Below are 12037 nucleotides of genomic sequence, written 5' to 3'. Positions count from 1 at the left end.
GGGTTCCTACTGCAGCGACTGAATATCCAACCCCGGCTCGAACATCAGCTCTTTCACTTCCCCAAATCGGCCCATCACTCCAAGCTCCCGGTCGTTAAAGGTCACCAACACACCGCCCGCATTGCCGGTACGCAACACGATTGACTGCTCCGCTTCCCAATTCAACTCGGCCCCTGGCTGTAAGGTGGCCTCAAAAACCGTTTGCCCATCGGCGATGACCCGCAACCAGGAAGGGCGCTCCACAACGCGAATATCCAGACGCACCGGCTTGCGCCCCGCCCCCCCTGAGTGAGCTTCCAAGACCTCGGGGAAGACGCCCTGAATGCGCGTCCATTGGTCGAGGGTGGGAAACAGTTGGCGGGCCGTGGGCTGAGCTGCCGACAGAGTGGGATCCGGGGAGTTGGCAGCAGGCGGTTGCTGGCCGGATCCCTCCCGACTGACCGTTGACAGGCTCACCAGCCAACGCCCAAAGGGATTGCCTGTGCCTTCCAAAAGAGCCGACAATCCCCCCACCGTCAGCACAATCAGCACCACATAAGCGGCCCAAAGGTGGAGAGGACGCAGGGCAAAGGCAGGTTGCTGGCCGACAACGGCAAGAGGAGCTGGCGCGCGGGGGGTTTTGGCCGATAAAAGCGGAGAGGCACGCCGAGAGAGGGTTTCGCCATCCAACCCCAAATAGTCGGCATAGCGCTTGAGAAACCCTTGCACATACACCGGCTCCGGTAACCGGCTCAAGTCAGCTTCCTCCAGCGCCTGCAGATATTGGCAGCGAATGAAGGTATCGTTAGCTACTTCTGTCAACGTCAGTCCCCGTGCCTCCCGTGTTTGCCGCAACAGGGATCCCAGGGCTTCTAAAGAGTGTGCTGGCTCTTGCATCATTTGGCCACCTGCGGAAGAAAGGAGGCTACTGTGAGAGTTTGCACTCAGTTAGAGGCTCTGACGAGCTAATCGCGTGAGCGGGCCGGAGGCCTTAGAGGGCGCTTCCCGAGCGAGGATGAGCTGCTGTGCCCGGTGAGAGGGGCCAGTAAAGCTTGGAGCTCATGGGGATCCAACTGGCGGAACTGGCCTGCTTTCAGGTTGCCCAAGCCCAGTGGGCCAATGGCTTCCCGATGTAAGCTGAGCACCGGATGCCCAAGACGCTCCGCCACCCGCCGAATTTGCCGGTTGCGTCCCTCAAACAACACCACCCTCAGCCAGGAGCAATTGGGATGCTCCCTTTGCCGGAAATCCGGGGCAGGACAAAACTCCACCTCCGCCGGCAGAGTGGTGTATCCCTCTAAGTCTACTCCGTCTCGCCAATGTTGCAGAGTGGCCTGACTCGGATGCCCTTGTACCTGTACCCGGTAGGTTTTGGGCAGATGATAGCGCGGATGGGTCAGCTTCAAGGTCAAGTCGCCATCATTGGTGAGCAGCAAAGCGCCACTGCTGTCCGCATCCAGCCGGCCCACCGGGTAGAGGCGGGTTTGCCGTTTCCAAGATGGGGGGAGCAGATCCAGCACCGTCTTGCGTCCCCAAGGATCTGCACAGGTTGACAAAACCCCCACTGGCTTGTGCAGGAGCAAAACATAGCGCGCCGGATCCTTGGCCAAAGGGATCACTTGCCCATTCACCTCGATGCAATCCCGCTCTGGGTCGGCTTTGGAGCCCAGCTCAGTGACCACCTTCCCATTGACCCGAACGCGCCCGGCCAGGATCCAGGCTTCCACCTGGCGACGCGAGGCCAATCCCTGCTGAGCCAAGAGCTTCTGTAGCCGTTGGGGTTCTGCCATGGGGATTTGAACAGCAAAAGCAGCAACCGAAGCTGGGGGTGCTAGGCGGCAGAGCCTGGGGCCTCCGGCCCGCTTGCGCGAACGGGGTTGGAGAGTCGGTCGGACACACCAGCAGAATTGGAGGGCAACAGCAGCATTTCCGACTGAGACTCTGAGTTTCCTCCTAGAGAATAGCTGAGGCCACAGTCGAACTCTTCTGCCAGCCGACAGACTTCCTTGAGATCTCCCACCGACCAAATGCTCCAACTGCTGCGAATTTGGTTATCCACCCACACTTCCACGCGATTGCCTTCGATGTGCATGATGCGCTTGGGCTTGGCTTCTGAAGGGCAGCCTGCAGGCTCGGCCAAGGCCTCCGGCCCGCTCACGCGAAGGGAAGATTTTTGCCTCAAGGCCCCCAGAGCCGCCATGAGCTGCGGCAGAGCCAGCAAAAGGTGCTGAGTGGCCTGTTGGGGTTGCCCTTTCAAGCAGGAAACCAAAGCTTCGGCAACACTCTGGTTTAGGGCCTGCAGAGCTTGGAGTGGAGTAGCACCCCCTAGAGAGGGATCCGGTTGCAGTGGGCTTTGAACATCCATGAAAAGGCAGGAAAGGCATGGACAGCAACCTTACAGCCCTTTCGCAGGTTGACCACAACAACGCCGCTGCCCTTTGGAGCAGAGCGCTCTGGTTTGCGCAAGTGTGCCGCAGACATGGAGTCCTGTACGGATAGACGATCGGGGGAAGGGCTGTATAGCTCCCTTAAGCCTAACAAATCCAAAAACTTCAGGGCCCGCTTACGCGACACGAACGGTAAAAAATCTTTCTTTCATGTTGTCCGCATTGCTGCAAAGCAAAGGCCCCTCTATCTAGTGGCCATCAAGGCAGATCCTTTGCTCTCTCGTGCAAAGCAGGCTGAGCTCCAGCGCGGATCCCTCGAAATGGTGCAACTATTCGCCGCTCGATTCGTTTTCTTCGCCCTCGGCGGTGTCCTCAACCCCAGCTTGGGATCCCTCCGGTTCCTGGGCCTCAGAGGTCTGTCTCAGTTGGTTGAGCAGGGCCAAAACGCGGGATCCCCGCTCCAAAGAGCGATCCTGCAAAAACACCACCGTTGGCACCCGTCGCAGGCTGAGGCGCTGGCCGATTTCCCGCCGCACAAAGGGTGTGGCCGCTGCTAGCCCTTCCATAGCTCGGTGTTGAGCTGTCTCATCCCCATAAATGCTGACGAAGATGCGGGCGTTTTGCAGGTCATTGGAAACCTCGACATCCACAATGCTGACCATCCCTGCCCCAACCCGGTCATCTTTGATCTCCGAGAGCAGGATTTGGCTGACCTCTCGTTTGATCAGCTCTGCTACCCGTGCCACCCGTCGCGCTGTCGCCATTTTTGGATACCTAGGCTAACATCATCCGCAAGCCTGCTCTGGCTGGTGTGGAGCTCAGCCCTTGCCGGCTCGATCCCAAGAACAGTAGCCAATGCTACGAGCATCTCTTCCTTCCACCTTTATCCTGAGTCCATGTCCATCTTGCCTTGAGTATGAATACCTAAAGCCATCGATGGATGGATGGAGACGTGATGATCAAGACGCCAGAGGCGCTGCGGCGCTCCATTGAGCAGTTCATGCTGAATGTGACGGAGCCGCTTGACCCGTTGCTCTCGCTGAAGCTGACTCAGCTGGTGGTGATGTTGGGGGATACAGCTTACGCGATGGGATACAGCGATGGCCAGCAAAAGCCGGATGAGCGCTGCCGCTATTGTCCCAGTCGGGTGTTCGACAGTCTAGAGCTTTGATAGGGTTCTTCAAGGTTCTTTAGAATGTAGCTTCTGGCCGCCCCGGCTCCCAGCCTTGGGGGGGGTGAGTTGAAAGAGGCGGTGGCAACCAGCCAAGATGGGATCCCATTGCTTGGCAGCCTATGACTTCCCCCGTTTTGCTTTGGCATCGTCGCGATCTGCGGTTAGGGGACAACACAGCTCTTCATGAGGCAGCCCAGCGCAGCGCTCAGGTGGTGCCTGTCTTCATTTTCGACCCGCAGATGCTGAGACGGTCGGACATGGCCCCAGCTAGGGTGGCCTTTTTGCTTCAGGCTCTGCAAGAGCTCCAAGAGCGCTACGCCCAGATGGGGATCCCGCTGATCTGGCGGCTGGGGGATCCCCTGGTGGAGTTGCGATGCTTGGCCATTGACCTGGGAGCCAAGGCCGTATTTTGGAATGCCGATGGGGAGCCGTTCGCCCTACAGCAAGAGAGTCGAGTGCAGGCCAGTTTGGCCGCAGCCGGGATCCAGTCCTTCTCTTACCAAGATATGCTGCTGCATGGGCCGGGGGAAGTGTTGACCCAGGCGGGGGAGCCCTATTCGGTCTTCACTCCCTTCTGGCGCAGGTGGGCGAGCTTGCCCAAGCGGGATCCCTACCCAACCCCCGAGGGTCTGCAGCCGGTATCGGGACTAAAAGCGCAGCCTCTACCGACTTTGGCAGATTTGGGCTTTGTCTGCGACCAGCGGATCCCAGCAGCGGGGGAAGCAGCGGCTCAAGCCCTTTTGGAAGACTTTTGTCAGGGTTTGCGCATTTTGGACTACGAGCGAGCCCGCAACTTCCCGGCTGAGCCGGGCACTTCTCTACTGAGCCCCCACTTGTGCTGGGGAACGATCGGCATTCGCCAGGTGTGGCAAGCCACGCGGGAGGTGGAAGCCGAGGTGCGCAGCCAAGAGGCCGAAAGCAGCTTGCAAACTTGGCGGCAGGAGCTGTGCTGGCGAGAGTTTTACAAGCATGTCTTGGCCCACTGGCCCCACGTGGAAACCGGAGCCTATCGACGAGCCTTCGACGCCCTGGAGTGGGACAATCGGCAGGACTGGTTTCAGGCCTGGTGCACCGGTCAGACGGGCTACCCCATCGTGGATGCGGCCATGCGCCAACTGAACGAAACTGGCTGGATGCACAACCGCTGCCGCATGATTGTGGCCAGCTTCCTGACCAAGGATCTGCTTATCGATTGGCGCTGGGGAGAACGCTACTTTATGCAAAAGCTGGTGGATGGGGATCTGGCGGCCAATAACGGCGGTTGGCAGTGGAGCGCCAGTGTGGGCACGGATCCCAAGCCCCTGCGCATCTTCAACCCGGCCACGCAAGCAGCCCGCTATGACCCGGAAGGAGAGTACATCCGTCGCTATCTGCCGGAGCTGGCACGGCTGGATACGCCGGCTCTGCTGTGGGTGGGAGATGACCCCAAGGGAGCCTGGGCTTTGCGGGAACGGCGAAGTTGTGGCTATCCGGATCCCATTGTGGATCACAAGGTGCAGCAGCAGGAGTTCAAACGGCGCTACCAGGCGGTGCAGCAGGCCTACTCTAGGTCTGTTCGAGACGGTCTCCCCCCTCCTTCCTAGTCCTCTGTGCCGCTGCCCCCTCTCTCGACGACGGCAGACAAAAGGCAAGACAGGTGCCATTTGAAATGACCACAAAGCAGGTCTGTGTAGTTGTAGTCAATTCAGTTGACAATGAGACGGTGTTAAAGGCAAGATGACGTGGGGGTAGACCTCAGGAGGAAGCTTCATGACCTATAGCTTAGACCTGAGAGAGAGAGTCGTAGGGTATGTCCAGGAAGGGGGCAGCCCCACTGCAGCTGCACAGATGTACAAAGTCAGTCGTGCAACGGTTTATCGCTGGCTGAACCGAGAAGACCTGAGGCCGACAAAAGTCAAGACTCGGAAGCGAAAGATAGACTTGGTCGCTCTGCAGCAAGACGTAGAACAGTACCCAGAAGCTCGACTGAAGGATAGAGCCCAGAGGTTTGGCGTCCATCCCAGCGCTATTTACTATGCTCTTAGGAAGATGAAAACAACGCGAAAAAAAAGAGTTAAGGCACCGAGAGCGGGATTGGCAAGAGAGAATCCAAGAGAGAATCAACGACTCTAGGGTCTTGAGGGAGTTGGTTCAGAAGTATGGAAGTGAGAGTTTAGCTTACAATGGGCTCTGCACCGCTGACGCGAATGATGAGAGAATGACGAGACAGGGTTTGGGGAGATACGCACCTGTTTTATGCTTGGCCAAAGAGAGGGGAGAAAGTTTATGGGAAGAGAGAGAGCTGAGTAGCCGGTAGGAGGAAGGAGAGAGGGGGTTTGATAGCCCCGACGCTTTTTCAAGTAGCTCGAATGCGGAAGAATTTGAGGGACACTAAATGCCGAGTTTGGAGAGGACATCTGTATTGACTCTGGGCAATGGGCCGATTCAAAGGCCTAGGGCCTACTCGGCGAACGGAAGGGAAGGATAAAGGATTTGATGAAAGCGGCAGGGCAGGAGGTGGTTTTTTGCTGAGGCCCTCGCCAGACTTGAATGAGATTGAGGGTGACTTTAGTGCTCTCAAGAGGGCAAGGATGCATGCTGATAGAGGAACTTCTGTGGATGAAGTGATAAGGCCTGCGGTCCGCTGTTGCAGACGGAACTGTTGTACTGGCTAGCGTCTCATTGTTATTTGGATTGACTATGGCGGCTATTCCAGCAGCAGCGAGAGGAGGGCTAGGGATCTTCAGGGCAGTTGCAGCACCTGAACGGGCGAACCGGCAGGGATCTGGGTTGTCCCTACTGGCAGCACAGCCAAGGCATTACAGCCGGCCAGACTGATGAGATTGCCGGAATTGAGGTTGGCGGCGGGCTGAAATTGGATCCCCTCAGGCCTGACCTGCAGCCGTCCCCAGAGATAGTGTTCCCGCTGACCGTCGGCATGCAGATCCACCGGGCTGAAGGCGGAGAGGATCTGCCAGTAGGGGGGCAGGGATCCGCCCATTTTTCGCAGGGCCGGGTGCAAAAAGCGCCAGAAGGTCACCAGGGCAGAGGCAGGGTTGCCCGGCAGGCCAAAGTAGAGCTTGGGGGGGCCGTGGGGATTGGGAAAACGAGCCACCGTCAGGGGTTTGCCCGGCTTGATGGCCACGCTGCGGATGAAAATCTCGCCTCCCAACTCCTCCAGCACCTTTTCCACCAGGTCAAAATCCCCCACCGATACCCCTCCGGAAGAGATCACCCCATCGGCGGAGGCCAGGGCCTGCTGGACGACCTGCCGCAACACCTGGAGCCGATCCGGCACGATGCCCAACTGGATCGGGATCCCACCCGCTGCCTTGACCAGAGCCGCTAAGCCGTACTGGTTGGAATCCACGACCTGCCCCGGCCCCGGCACCTGCTGGATGGGCACCAACTCATCCCCTGTCGAGAACAGGGCTACCCGGGGCTGACGAAACACCGGCACCATCGCCTGTCGGATGGCGGCCAAAACGGCCAGCTCCGCTCCGCCCAAAGCCTGCCCTGCCGGCAGGAGGGGATCCCCCTGGCGGGCAAAGTCTCCCTGAGGCCGGACAAATTGGCCCCGCTGCGGACGCTGCAAGAGGCGAACGGTTCCTGGCGAAGGTTGCTGCGTGTATTCCTGCATCACCACGGTGTCCGCACCGCTGGGCAAGAGGGAGCCGGTGTAGAGACGCACCGCTTGTCCAGGCTGGAGCTCTCGGGTGGGTGCCTTTCCGGCGGGGAGAGTCTCGATCACCTGCAGCTCACAAGGGATCCCCGCTTGCACATCTTCATGGCGCACGGCATAGCCATCCATACTGGAGGTGGGATGGGCCGGAAAATCCTGGGGGCTATACACAGTTTGGCTGAGAACGCGGCCTTGGGCGGATCCCAGCTCCACCCACTCTGGGCCCAGCGGCTGAGCCGCCTGCAAAATCAGGGCTTCTGCTTCCGCCACCGGCAGCATCACGGCTTTTAAACCCCCTTCTCCAACACCTTTCTTCAGCATCCAGAAGTCGGTTCCGCCAAGGCCATTAAAAACAACTTAAACTGCGGACAGCGGCCATCAATTCCGACCTTGGCATGAGAAGTGTATGACCAGGATCCCACCAAGCCCCAGAGCTGGCAAGAAGTCGGGTCAAGTTGCTTATTCGGAGTCTGCAACTCTTTCTACTTCGGGATCCCGGCCTTGTTGGGGAGATGGGGATCCCGGCAGCGTTGCAGCCGGCCACAGGCTATCTGGCTGCCGCGGCTGCGGAAGCTGGATACTGGTCACGTAGCGGGCGTAGCCTTAGAACGACTGAGCGACCAGATAGCTCGAGCGCAGCAAGCGAGGTGTCCATGTTAAGTGCCGCCGTCATCCTCACGATCTTCCTTGGCTTCTGGGGAGTCGTGGTCAAGCGCAACCTCATTATGAAGATCCTGTCTATGGATGTTATGAGCACCGGGGTCATCGCCTTCTTCGTGATCTGGGCAGCCCGGAGCGGTGTGTTCACCCCCATCTACAAACCCTGGCGCGAGCTGGACTATGCCGACCCGGTGCCTCAGGGGATCATCCTCACGGCCATCGTCATTGGCCTATCGGTACAAGCCTTGATGTTGGTGGGGGTGATGAAGCTGTCCCGCAATCATCCCACCCTCGAAGTCGAGAGCATCGAACAGGCAGTCGCGTCAGGGGCGCAGAGCACTTTTACCGATGACTGAGCTGACGCTGGTGTGGGTGGCATTGCCCTTTCTACTGGCCTTCACAACCTACTTGATGCCAGCCCTGACCCGTCCCAGCCTGGTGGGGATGGCCGCGCTGACGGTGGTCTATGCGGTGCAGCAGGGGGGCTTGCCCGGCACAACCGCTGCGCCCTTGGAGCTGCAGCTTTTGGATCACTTCGGGGTGACGCTGCGGATCGATGCCAATGGAGCAGCGATGCTCTTGGCTCACGGCCTGGTCACGCTGGGGGTGGCGCTGTATTTGGATAGACGCTTTGCGGGCAGCCGCTTTCTGGCCATGCAGCTACTGATCGTGCACGGTAGCGCCAACGCCGTCATCATCAGTGCCGACCTGATCAGCGTCTACGTTTCCCTGGAGGTGCTCAGCATCGGCGTGTTTTTGCTGCTGACCTATGGGCGGCGGGCTGAGGGCCAACCCACAGTGGAAGAAAATGCTCCGCACCGCGATCGCCAGCTCTGGGTGGGGCTGCGCTACCTTTTCATGAGCAATGTGGCCATGCTCTTCTACCTGATGGGCGCAATCCTGGTCTATGTGCGCACGGGATCCCTGGCGATGAGCAGTTTGGTTATGGCCGACCCCACGGCCTTGGCGCTGATTGCTGTGGGTCTTTTGGCCAAGGGGGCGATCTTCGTTGCCGGCCTGTGGCTGCCCCTCACCTACGTTACCGCGGATCCCGTTATCGCGGCGGTGCTCAGCGGTTTTACGACCAAAGCAGGAGCCATGGCTTTGGTGCGCTGCAGCGAGGCTTCGCCGGTCTTGGCCCAGGGGTTGCCCTACTTGAGCGCTGGTTCAGCCGTTTTCGGGATCCTACTGGCCTTGATGGGGAGCACGCCCCAGCACCTTCTCGCCTGGAGCTCGGTATCGCAGATGGGATTTGTGATTGCTGCCCCTCAATGGGCAGGTTTGTACGGTCTTGCCCATGGGTTGGCAAAGCCCTTGCTGTTTGTTGGAACAAGCGTGACCCATCCCTGGCGTTGGCCGATGCTGCTCTTGGGGACGGCTTCCCTGGCAGGGGTACCCGGCAGTTTGGGGTATGCGGCCAAGGCCCTCAGCTTGTCTGCTCTGGATCCCTGGCACGAGTGGCTGCTGGTGGGGGTTACCGTCGGCACCACTTGTTTAGGCGTGCGAGTGCTGCGGGCACCTGTTTCTCCAATGAAGGGGGCAACCACCTCTGCAACTCCTTGGCAAGATAAAGTGGCACTGGTGCTTTGGGGTGGGGGCTTGCTCTGGGGCTGGCTACCGGCGGCCTATGGCGCTGACAATCTTCTCAAGGCGCTCCTCAGTTTGGGCGTTGGGATCCCCCTAGGCTGGTTTTGGGAGCGGATCCCTTTGAAGGGAGGGTCGGTGAACGAAGGGCTGGAAGCAGTGGTGGGCGGCTTGAGCATAGTGTTGGTGCTGGTTTGGGCTCTGTTAGCTGTGGGGAACTATGGGACGCTACCCTGAGTTGGGTCTATTGGAGATCGGCCTGCGCCTCTTGATTTGGTTTCTGCTGACGGGCAATCTGAGCTGGGACAATGTGGCCATCGGGGTGGCGGCAACGTTGCTGCTGCCGCGCCAGGCTTCCGCACCGGTGCAATGGCGGGATTGGGGGCGAGTGCTCCAGGAAATTCTTCTCGCCATCCCAAGAGCCTACTGGGAAGCCTTCGAGATGATCCTCAAGCCCCACACTGTTGAGGAAGTTGTATACAAACAAACCCTGCCCAACCGTTCAGCAGGGCTGGTGTTTCTGGATATCTTTTTAATTACCTTCACGCCCAAAACCATCGTGCTCAATTGCAATGCCCAAGGCACTTATGAAGTCCATATGCTCAAGCCGCGGGAGGACGTGTGAACCTACTGCTGTTTCTCCTGACCCTAACGCTGTGCTTGCCCCTGTATGCCGCTTGGCTGAAGGAAGATATTTGGCAGACGATGCTCGCCTTTGCCAGCTTGGCCACAAAGACGGCCATCCTGATTTTGGTGGTGTCGGTGGTGCGGGATGATTGGATGATCGGGATTGTGGGGGTTTTGATTTTGTCGGTGGGCAATGCGGCCTTAATGCTCTTGGCTCATGTACTGAAACGGCTGGAAATGCTTTAGAAAGGCCCTGGGGGTAGGTATGGAAGTCTGGGTGGAAGGTCTGAGCTATCTGTTGTTTGGGATTGGTGTGCTGTTTTGGTTGTGGGGAACGGCGCCGCTCCTTGGGGATCGCTCGATTTTATTTAAGCTGCACGGCCTTTCGGTGTCGGACACCCTGGGCTCTATGAGCATCATGCTGGGGCTGCTGTTGCGGATCCCACGGGAATGGCCCCTGTTGGTGTTGGCACTGATCTCCCTGGCTATTTGGAATACCATTCTGGGCTATGTGCTGGCGTTTTGCTCGCAGCGCAAGTCCCTATAGGAGGGCAGGATGGAAGAGACCCTGTTGCTGGTGATGGCGTTACTCCTGCCCCTGACGGCAAGCTTGGTGGTGACTCAGACCAATCCCTACCACGCCTTGGTAATGCGAGGGATCCTGGGGACGATTGCCGCCCTGATCTATGCGCTGTTTGGGGCGGCGGATGTGGCTCTGACCGAGGCGCTGGTGGGCACTATGCTTTCCATTACCCTCTACGCCATTGCGGTGCGCTCTTCGCTGAGTATGCGCCTGGGCGTTCTTGAAGGCAGCCCTGTGCTGGAGGCCAGTACCTCAGCAGCACGGCAGTTGTTACAGCAGATGCGCCAAGGGCTACAGCGGTATCACATGCGCTTGGAGTTGGCCGCCTATGGGAGTTCGGAGGCGTTGGTGGCTGCTCTTCGCAGCCGAGAGGTACACACCATTGCCCTTGAGCCCGGTGGAGAAGCAGCAGAGTATCGCCTGGTTACACGCGTACCCCGCCTGCAGGCCATTTTGGCGCAGCAAGCTCTGGCCGCTGAGGTGATGGCGACATGAAGTGGGTGTACGGGATAGCGGTGCTGCTGGCAGCCCTACAGCTCATTGTGGGCGAGGTGGGATCCGTGTCCCCCAATCCCACAGCGGGCGTGGCCTTAGTCGAGGCAGTGGAGATTCTGGCCAGCGAAAGCGGTGTGCCCAACGCGGTGACGGGTCTCATTCTGCGCAACCGCCTCTACGATACGGTCTTTGAAGTGGTGGTGTTTTCCACGGCGATTTTGGGCGCCCAATACCTGCTGGCGGATGAGCAGCCGACAGCCAATGTAGCTCAATTTACCGATATTCCCTCGATTGTGTTGGCGCGAGTGGGAGCCACCATTTCGGCTTTGATCGCGGTGGAGCTTGCCATTCGAGGGCACCTGACGCCGGGCGGGGGCTTTGCTGCTGGGGTGGCAGGAGGGACAGCCATTGGCTTGGTGGCGATCACCGCCTCTTCCGCCTGGATGGAGGCCATCTACAAACGGTGGCGGGCTGCGATGTGGGAGAAGCTGTCGGTGGTGGCGTTTATCGGGGTGGCTGTGATGGCTCTGGCCGGCTGGGAATTGCCTAGAGGGGAGTTGGGAGCTCTGTTTAGCGGCGGTTGGATCCCGATTCTTAACATTTTGGTAGCCATCAAGGTGGCGCTGGGATCCTGGGCGGCAGTTTTGATCTTTATTCGCTACCGCGGCTTGTTATGAGGGTCTAAATGGGTTAATGAGAGGTACCCCTGTCCCGGCAAAATCACGGACATTGCGAGTAACCAGGGTAAGTCCGTAAACCAAGGCTGTAGCAGCCAGTTGTTTGTCAATCGCATTTTGAGAGTAAACTACCCGACACCCGCGCTACGCGCAGAGTGCGGGCTTTATCCCAATCCCTAGCGGCCCCAGAGGACAGCTAAGTTTCGGAAT

At 58.9% G+C, this 12037-nt stretch carries 14 protein-coding genes and 2 pseudogenes; 10 read left to right on the top strand and 6 right to left on the bottom strand.

What is annotated here, in order from left to right; genetic code table 11:
* Window positions 1-6: 6 nt before the first annotated feature.
* The 5 genes and pseudogenes from NW829_RS03640 to rbfA all read right to left on the bottom strand — a co-directional run bounded on the left by NW829_RS03640 (window position 7) and on the right by rbfA (window position 3130).
* Window positions 7-669 carry a DUF4115 domain-containing protein gene (locus NW829_RS03640; protein ID WP_414328967.1) on the bottom strand — a complete coding sequence of 221 codons (663 nt, stop codon included), beginning with the start codon at window positions 667-669 and terminating at the stop codon, window positions 7-9.
* Window positions 667-876 (bottom strand): annotated as a pseudogene (locus NW829_RS03635) (helix-turn-helix domain-containing protein); the annotation flags it as partial. The gene NW829_RS03640 and the pseudogene NW829_RS03635, both read right to left, overlap by 3 nt.
* A 68-nt stretch (window positions 877-944) precedes the next feature.
* Window positions 945-1769, bottom strand: coding sequence for a pseudouridine synthase (locus NW829_RS03630; protein ID WP_011431867.1), 825 nt, complete (start codon window positions 1767-1769; stop codon window positions 945-947).
* 41 nt (window positions 1770-1810) lie between these two features.
* Window positions 1811-2236: a hypothetical protein gene (locus NW829_RS03625; RefSeq protein ID WP_414416460.1), complete on the bottom strand. Its 426-nt coding sequence runs from the start codon at window positions 2234-2236 to the stop codon at window positions 1811-1813.
* Between the two features lie 459 nt (window positions 2237-2695).
* Window positions 2696-3130, bottom strand: coding sequence for a 30S ribosome-binding factor RbfA (gene rbfA, locus NW829_RS03620; RefSeq protein WP_414328963.1), 435 nt, complete (start codon window positions 3128-3130; stop codon window positions 2696-2698).
* A gap of 191 nt (window positions 3131-3321) precedes the next feature.
* Here rbfA and NW829_RS03615 point away from each other — a divergent pair, with 191 nt between their 5' ends.
* The 3 genes and pseudogenes from NW829_RS03615 (at window position 3322) to NW829_RS03605 (ending at window position 6194) form a co-directional block, all read left to right on the top strand.
* Window positions 3322-3537, top strand: a complete 216-nt coding sequence (locus tag NW829_RS03615) for a hypothetical protein (protein WP_414341860.1) — start codon at window positions 3322-3324, stop codon at window positions 3535-3537.
* Between the two features lie 122 nt (window positions 3538-3659).
* On the top strand, window positions 3660-5123 hold the full coding sequence (locus tag NW829_RS03610) for a cryptochrome/photolyase family protein (protein WP_414413974.1): 1464 nt from the start codon (window positions 3660-3662) through the stop codon (window positions 5121-5123).
* Window positions 5124-5289: 166 nt separating this feature from the next.
* Window positions 5290-6194 (top strand): annotated as a pseudogene (locus NW829_RS03605) (IS630 transposase-related protein).
* Between the two features lie 68 nt (window positions 6195-6262).
* Here NW829_RS03605 and glp read toward each other — a convergent pair.
* Window positions 6263-7522 (bottom strand): gephyrin-like molybdotransferase Glp, encoded by a 1260-nt coding sequence (glp, locus tag NW829_RS03600; protein ID WP_414412772.1) that lies wholly within the window; start codon window positions 7520-7522, stop codon window positions 6263-6265.
* A 332-nt stretch (window positions 7523-7854) separates the two neighbouring features.
* Between glp and NW829_RS03595 the strand changes: the two genes are divergently transcribed.
* The 7 genes from NW829_RS03595 to NW829_RS03565 are packed head-to-tail and all read left to right on the top strand — an operon-like array spanning window position 7855 to window position 11827.
* Entirely contained in the window at window positions 7855-8217 is a 363-nt protein-coding gene (locus tag NW829_RS03595; protein WP_414406349.1) for a cation:proton antiporter subunit C, read from the top strand.
* Window positions 8210-9682 carry a cation:proton antiporter gene (locus tag NW829_RS03590; RefSeq protein ID WP_414412771.1) on the top strand — a complete coding sequence of 491 codons (1473 nt, stop codon included), beginning with the start codon at window positions 8210-8212 and terminating at the stop codon, window positions 9680-9682. Before NW829_RS03595 ends, NW829_RS03590 begins: the two co-directional genes overlap by 8 nt.
* On the top strand, window positions 9666-10070 hold the full coding sequence (locus tag NW829_RS03585) for a cation:proton antiporter (protein WP_414412770.1): 405 nt from the start codon (window positions 9666-9668) through the stop codon (window positions 10068-10070). Before NW829_RS03590 ends, NW829_RS03585 begins: the two co-directional genes overlap by 17 nt.
* Window positions 10067-10318 carry a hypothetical protein gene (locus tag NW829_RS03580; RefSeq protein ID WP_011431878.1) on the top strand — a complete coding sequence of 84 codons (252 nt, stop codon included), beginning with the start codon at window positions 10067-10069 and terminating at the stop codon, window positions 10316-10318. Before NW829_RS03585 ends, NW829_RS03580 begins: the two co-directional genes overlap by 4 nt.
* Before the next feature lie 19 nt (window positions 10319-10337).
* Entirely contained in the window at window positions 10338-10619 is a 282-nt protein-coding gene (locus tag NW829_RS03575) for a monovalent cation/H(+) antiporter subunit G (RefSeq protein WP_011431879.1), read from the top strand.
* Window positions 10620-10628: 9 nt separating this feature from the next.
* Window positions 10629-11150 carry a DUF4040 domain-containing protein gene (locus tag NW829_RS03570; protein ID WP_414357736.1) on the top strand — a complete coding sequence of 174 codons (522 nt, stop codon included), beginning with the start codon at window positions 10629-10631 and terminating at the stop codon, window positions 11148-11150.
* Window positions 11147-11827, top strand: coding sequence for a Na(+)/H(+) antiporter subunit B (locus tag NW829_RS03565; RefSeq protein WP_414412769.1), 681 nt, complete (start codon window positions 11147-11149; stop codon window positions 11825-11827). The genes NW829_RS03570 and NW829_RS03565 overlap by 4 nt, the downstream gene beginning before the upstream one ends.
* Window positions 11828-12037: the final 210 nt, after the last annotated feature.

This window comes from Synechococcus sp. R55.8, from assembly GCF_047461895.1.
GTDB lineage: Bacteria > Cyanobacteriota > Cyanobacteriia > Thermostichales > Thermostichaceae > Thermostichus.
The sequence above is the reverse complement of the archived record's forward strand: the minus strand, read 5'-3'. Positions and strand labels throughout refer to the sequence as shown.

Coding starts and splice junctions, on each gene's coding strand:
- NW829_RS03630 (WP_011431867.1), bottom strand. CDS start 1,769: ATGGCAGAACCCCAACGGCTACAGAAGCTCTTGGCTCAGCAGGGATTG.
- rbfA (WP_414328963.1), bottom strand. CDS start 3,130: ATGGCGACAGCGCGACGGGTGGCACGGGTAGCAGAGCTGATCAAACGA.
- NW829_RS03615 (WP_414341860.1), top strand. CDS start 3,322: ATGATCAAGACGCCAGAGGCGCTGCGGCGCTCCATTGAGCAGTTCATG.
- NW829_RS03610 (WP_414413974.1), top strand. CDS start 3,660: ATGACTTCCCCCGTTTTGCTTTGGCATCGTCGCGATCTGCGGTTAGGG.
- glp (WP_414412772.1), bottom strand. CDS start 7,522: ATGCTGAAGAAAGGTGTTGGAGAAGGGGGTTTAAAAGCCGTGATGCTG.
- NW829_RS03595 (WP_414406349.1), top strand. CDS start 7,855: ATGTTAAGTGCCGCCGTCATCCTCACGATCTTCCTTGGCTTCTGGGGA.
- NW829_RS03590 (WP_414412771.1), top strand. CDS start 8,210: ATGACTGAGCTGACGCTGGTGTGGGTGGCATTGCCCTTTCTACTGGCC.
- NW829_RS03585 (WP_414412770.1), top strand. CDS start 9,666: ATGGGACGCTACCCTGAGTTGGGTCTATTGGAGATCGGCCTGCGCCTC.
- NW829_RS03575 (WP_011431879.1), top strand. CDS start 10,338: ATGGAAGTCTGGGTGGAAGGTCTGAGCTATCTGTTGTTTGGGATTGGT.
- NW829_RS03570 (WP_414357736.1), top strand. CDS start 10,629: ATGGAAGAGACCCTGTTGCTGGTGATGGCGTTACTCCTGCCCCTGACG.
- NW829_RS03565 (WP_414412769.1), top strand. CDS start 11,147: ATGAAGTGGGTGTACGGGATAGCGGTGCTGCTGGCAGCCCTACAGCTC.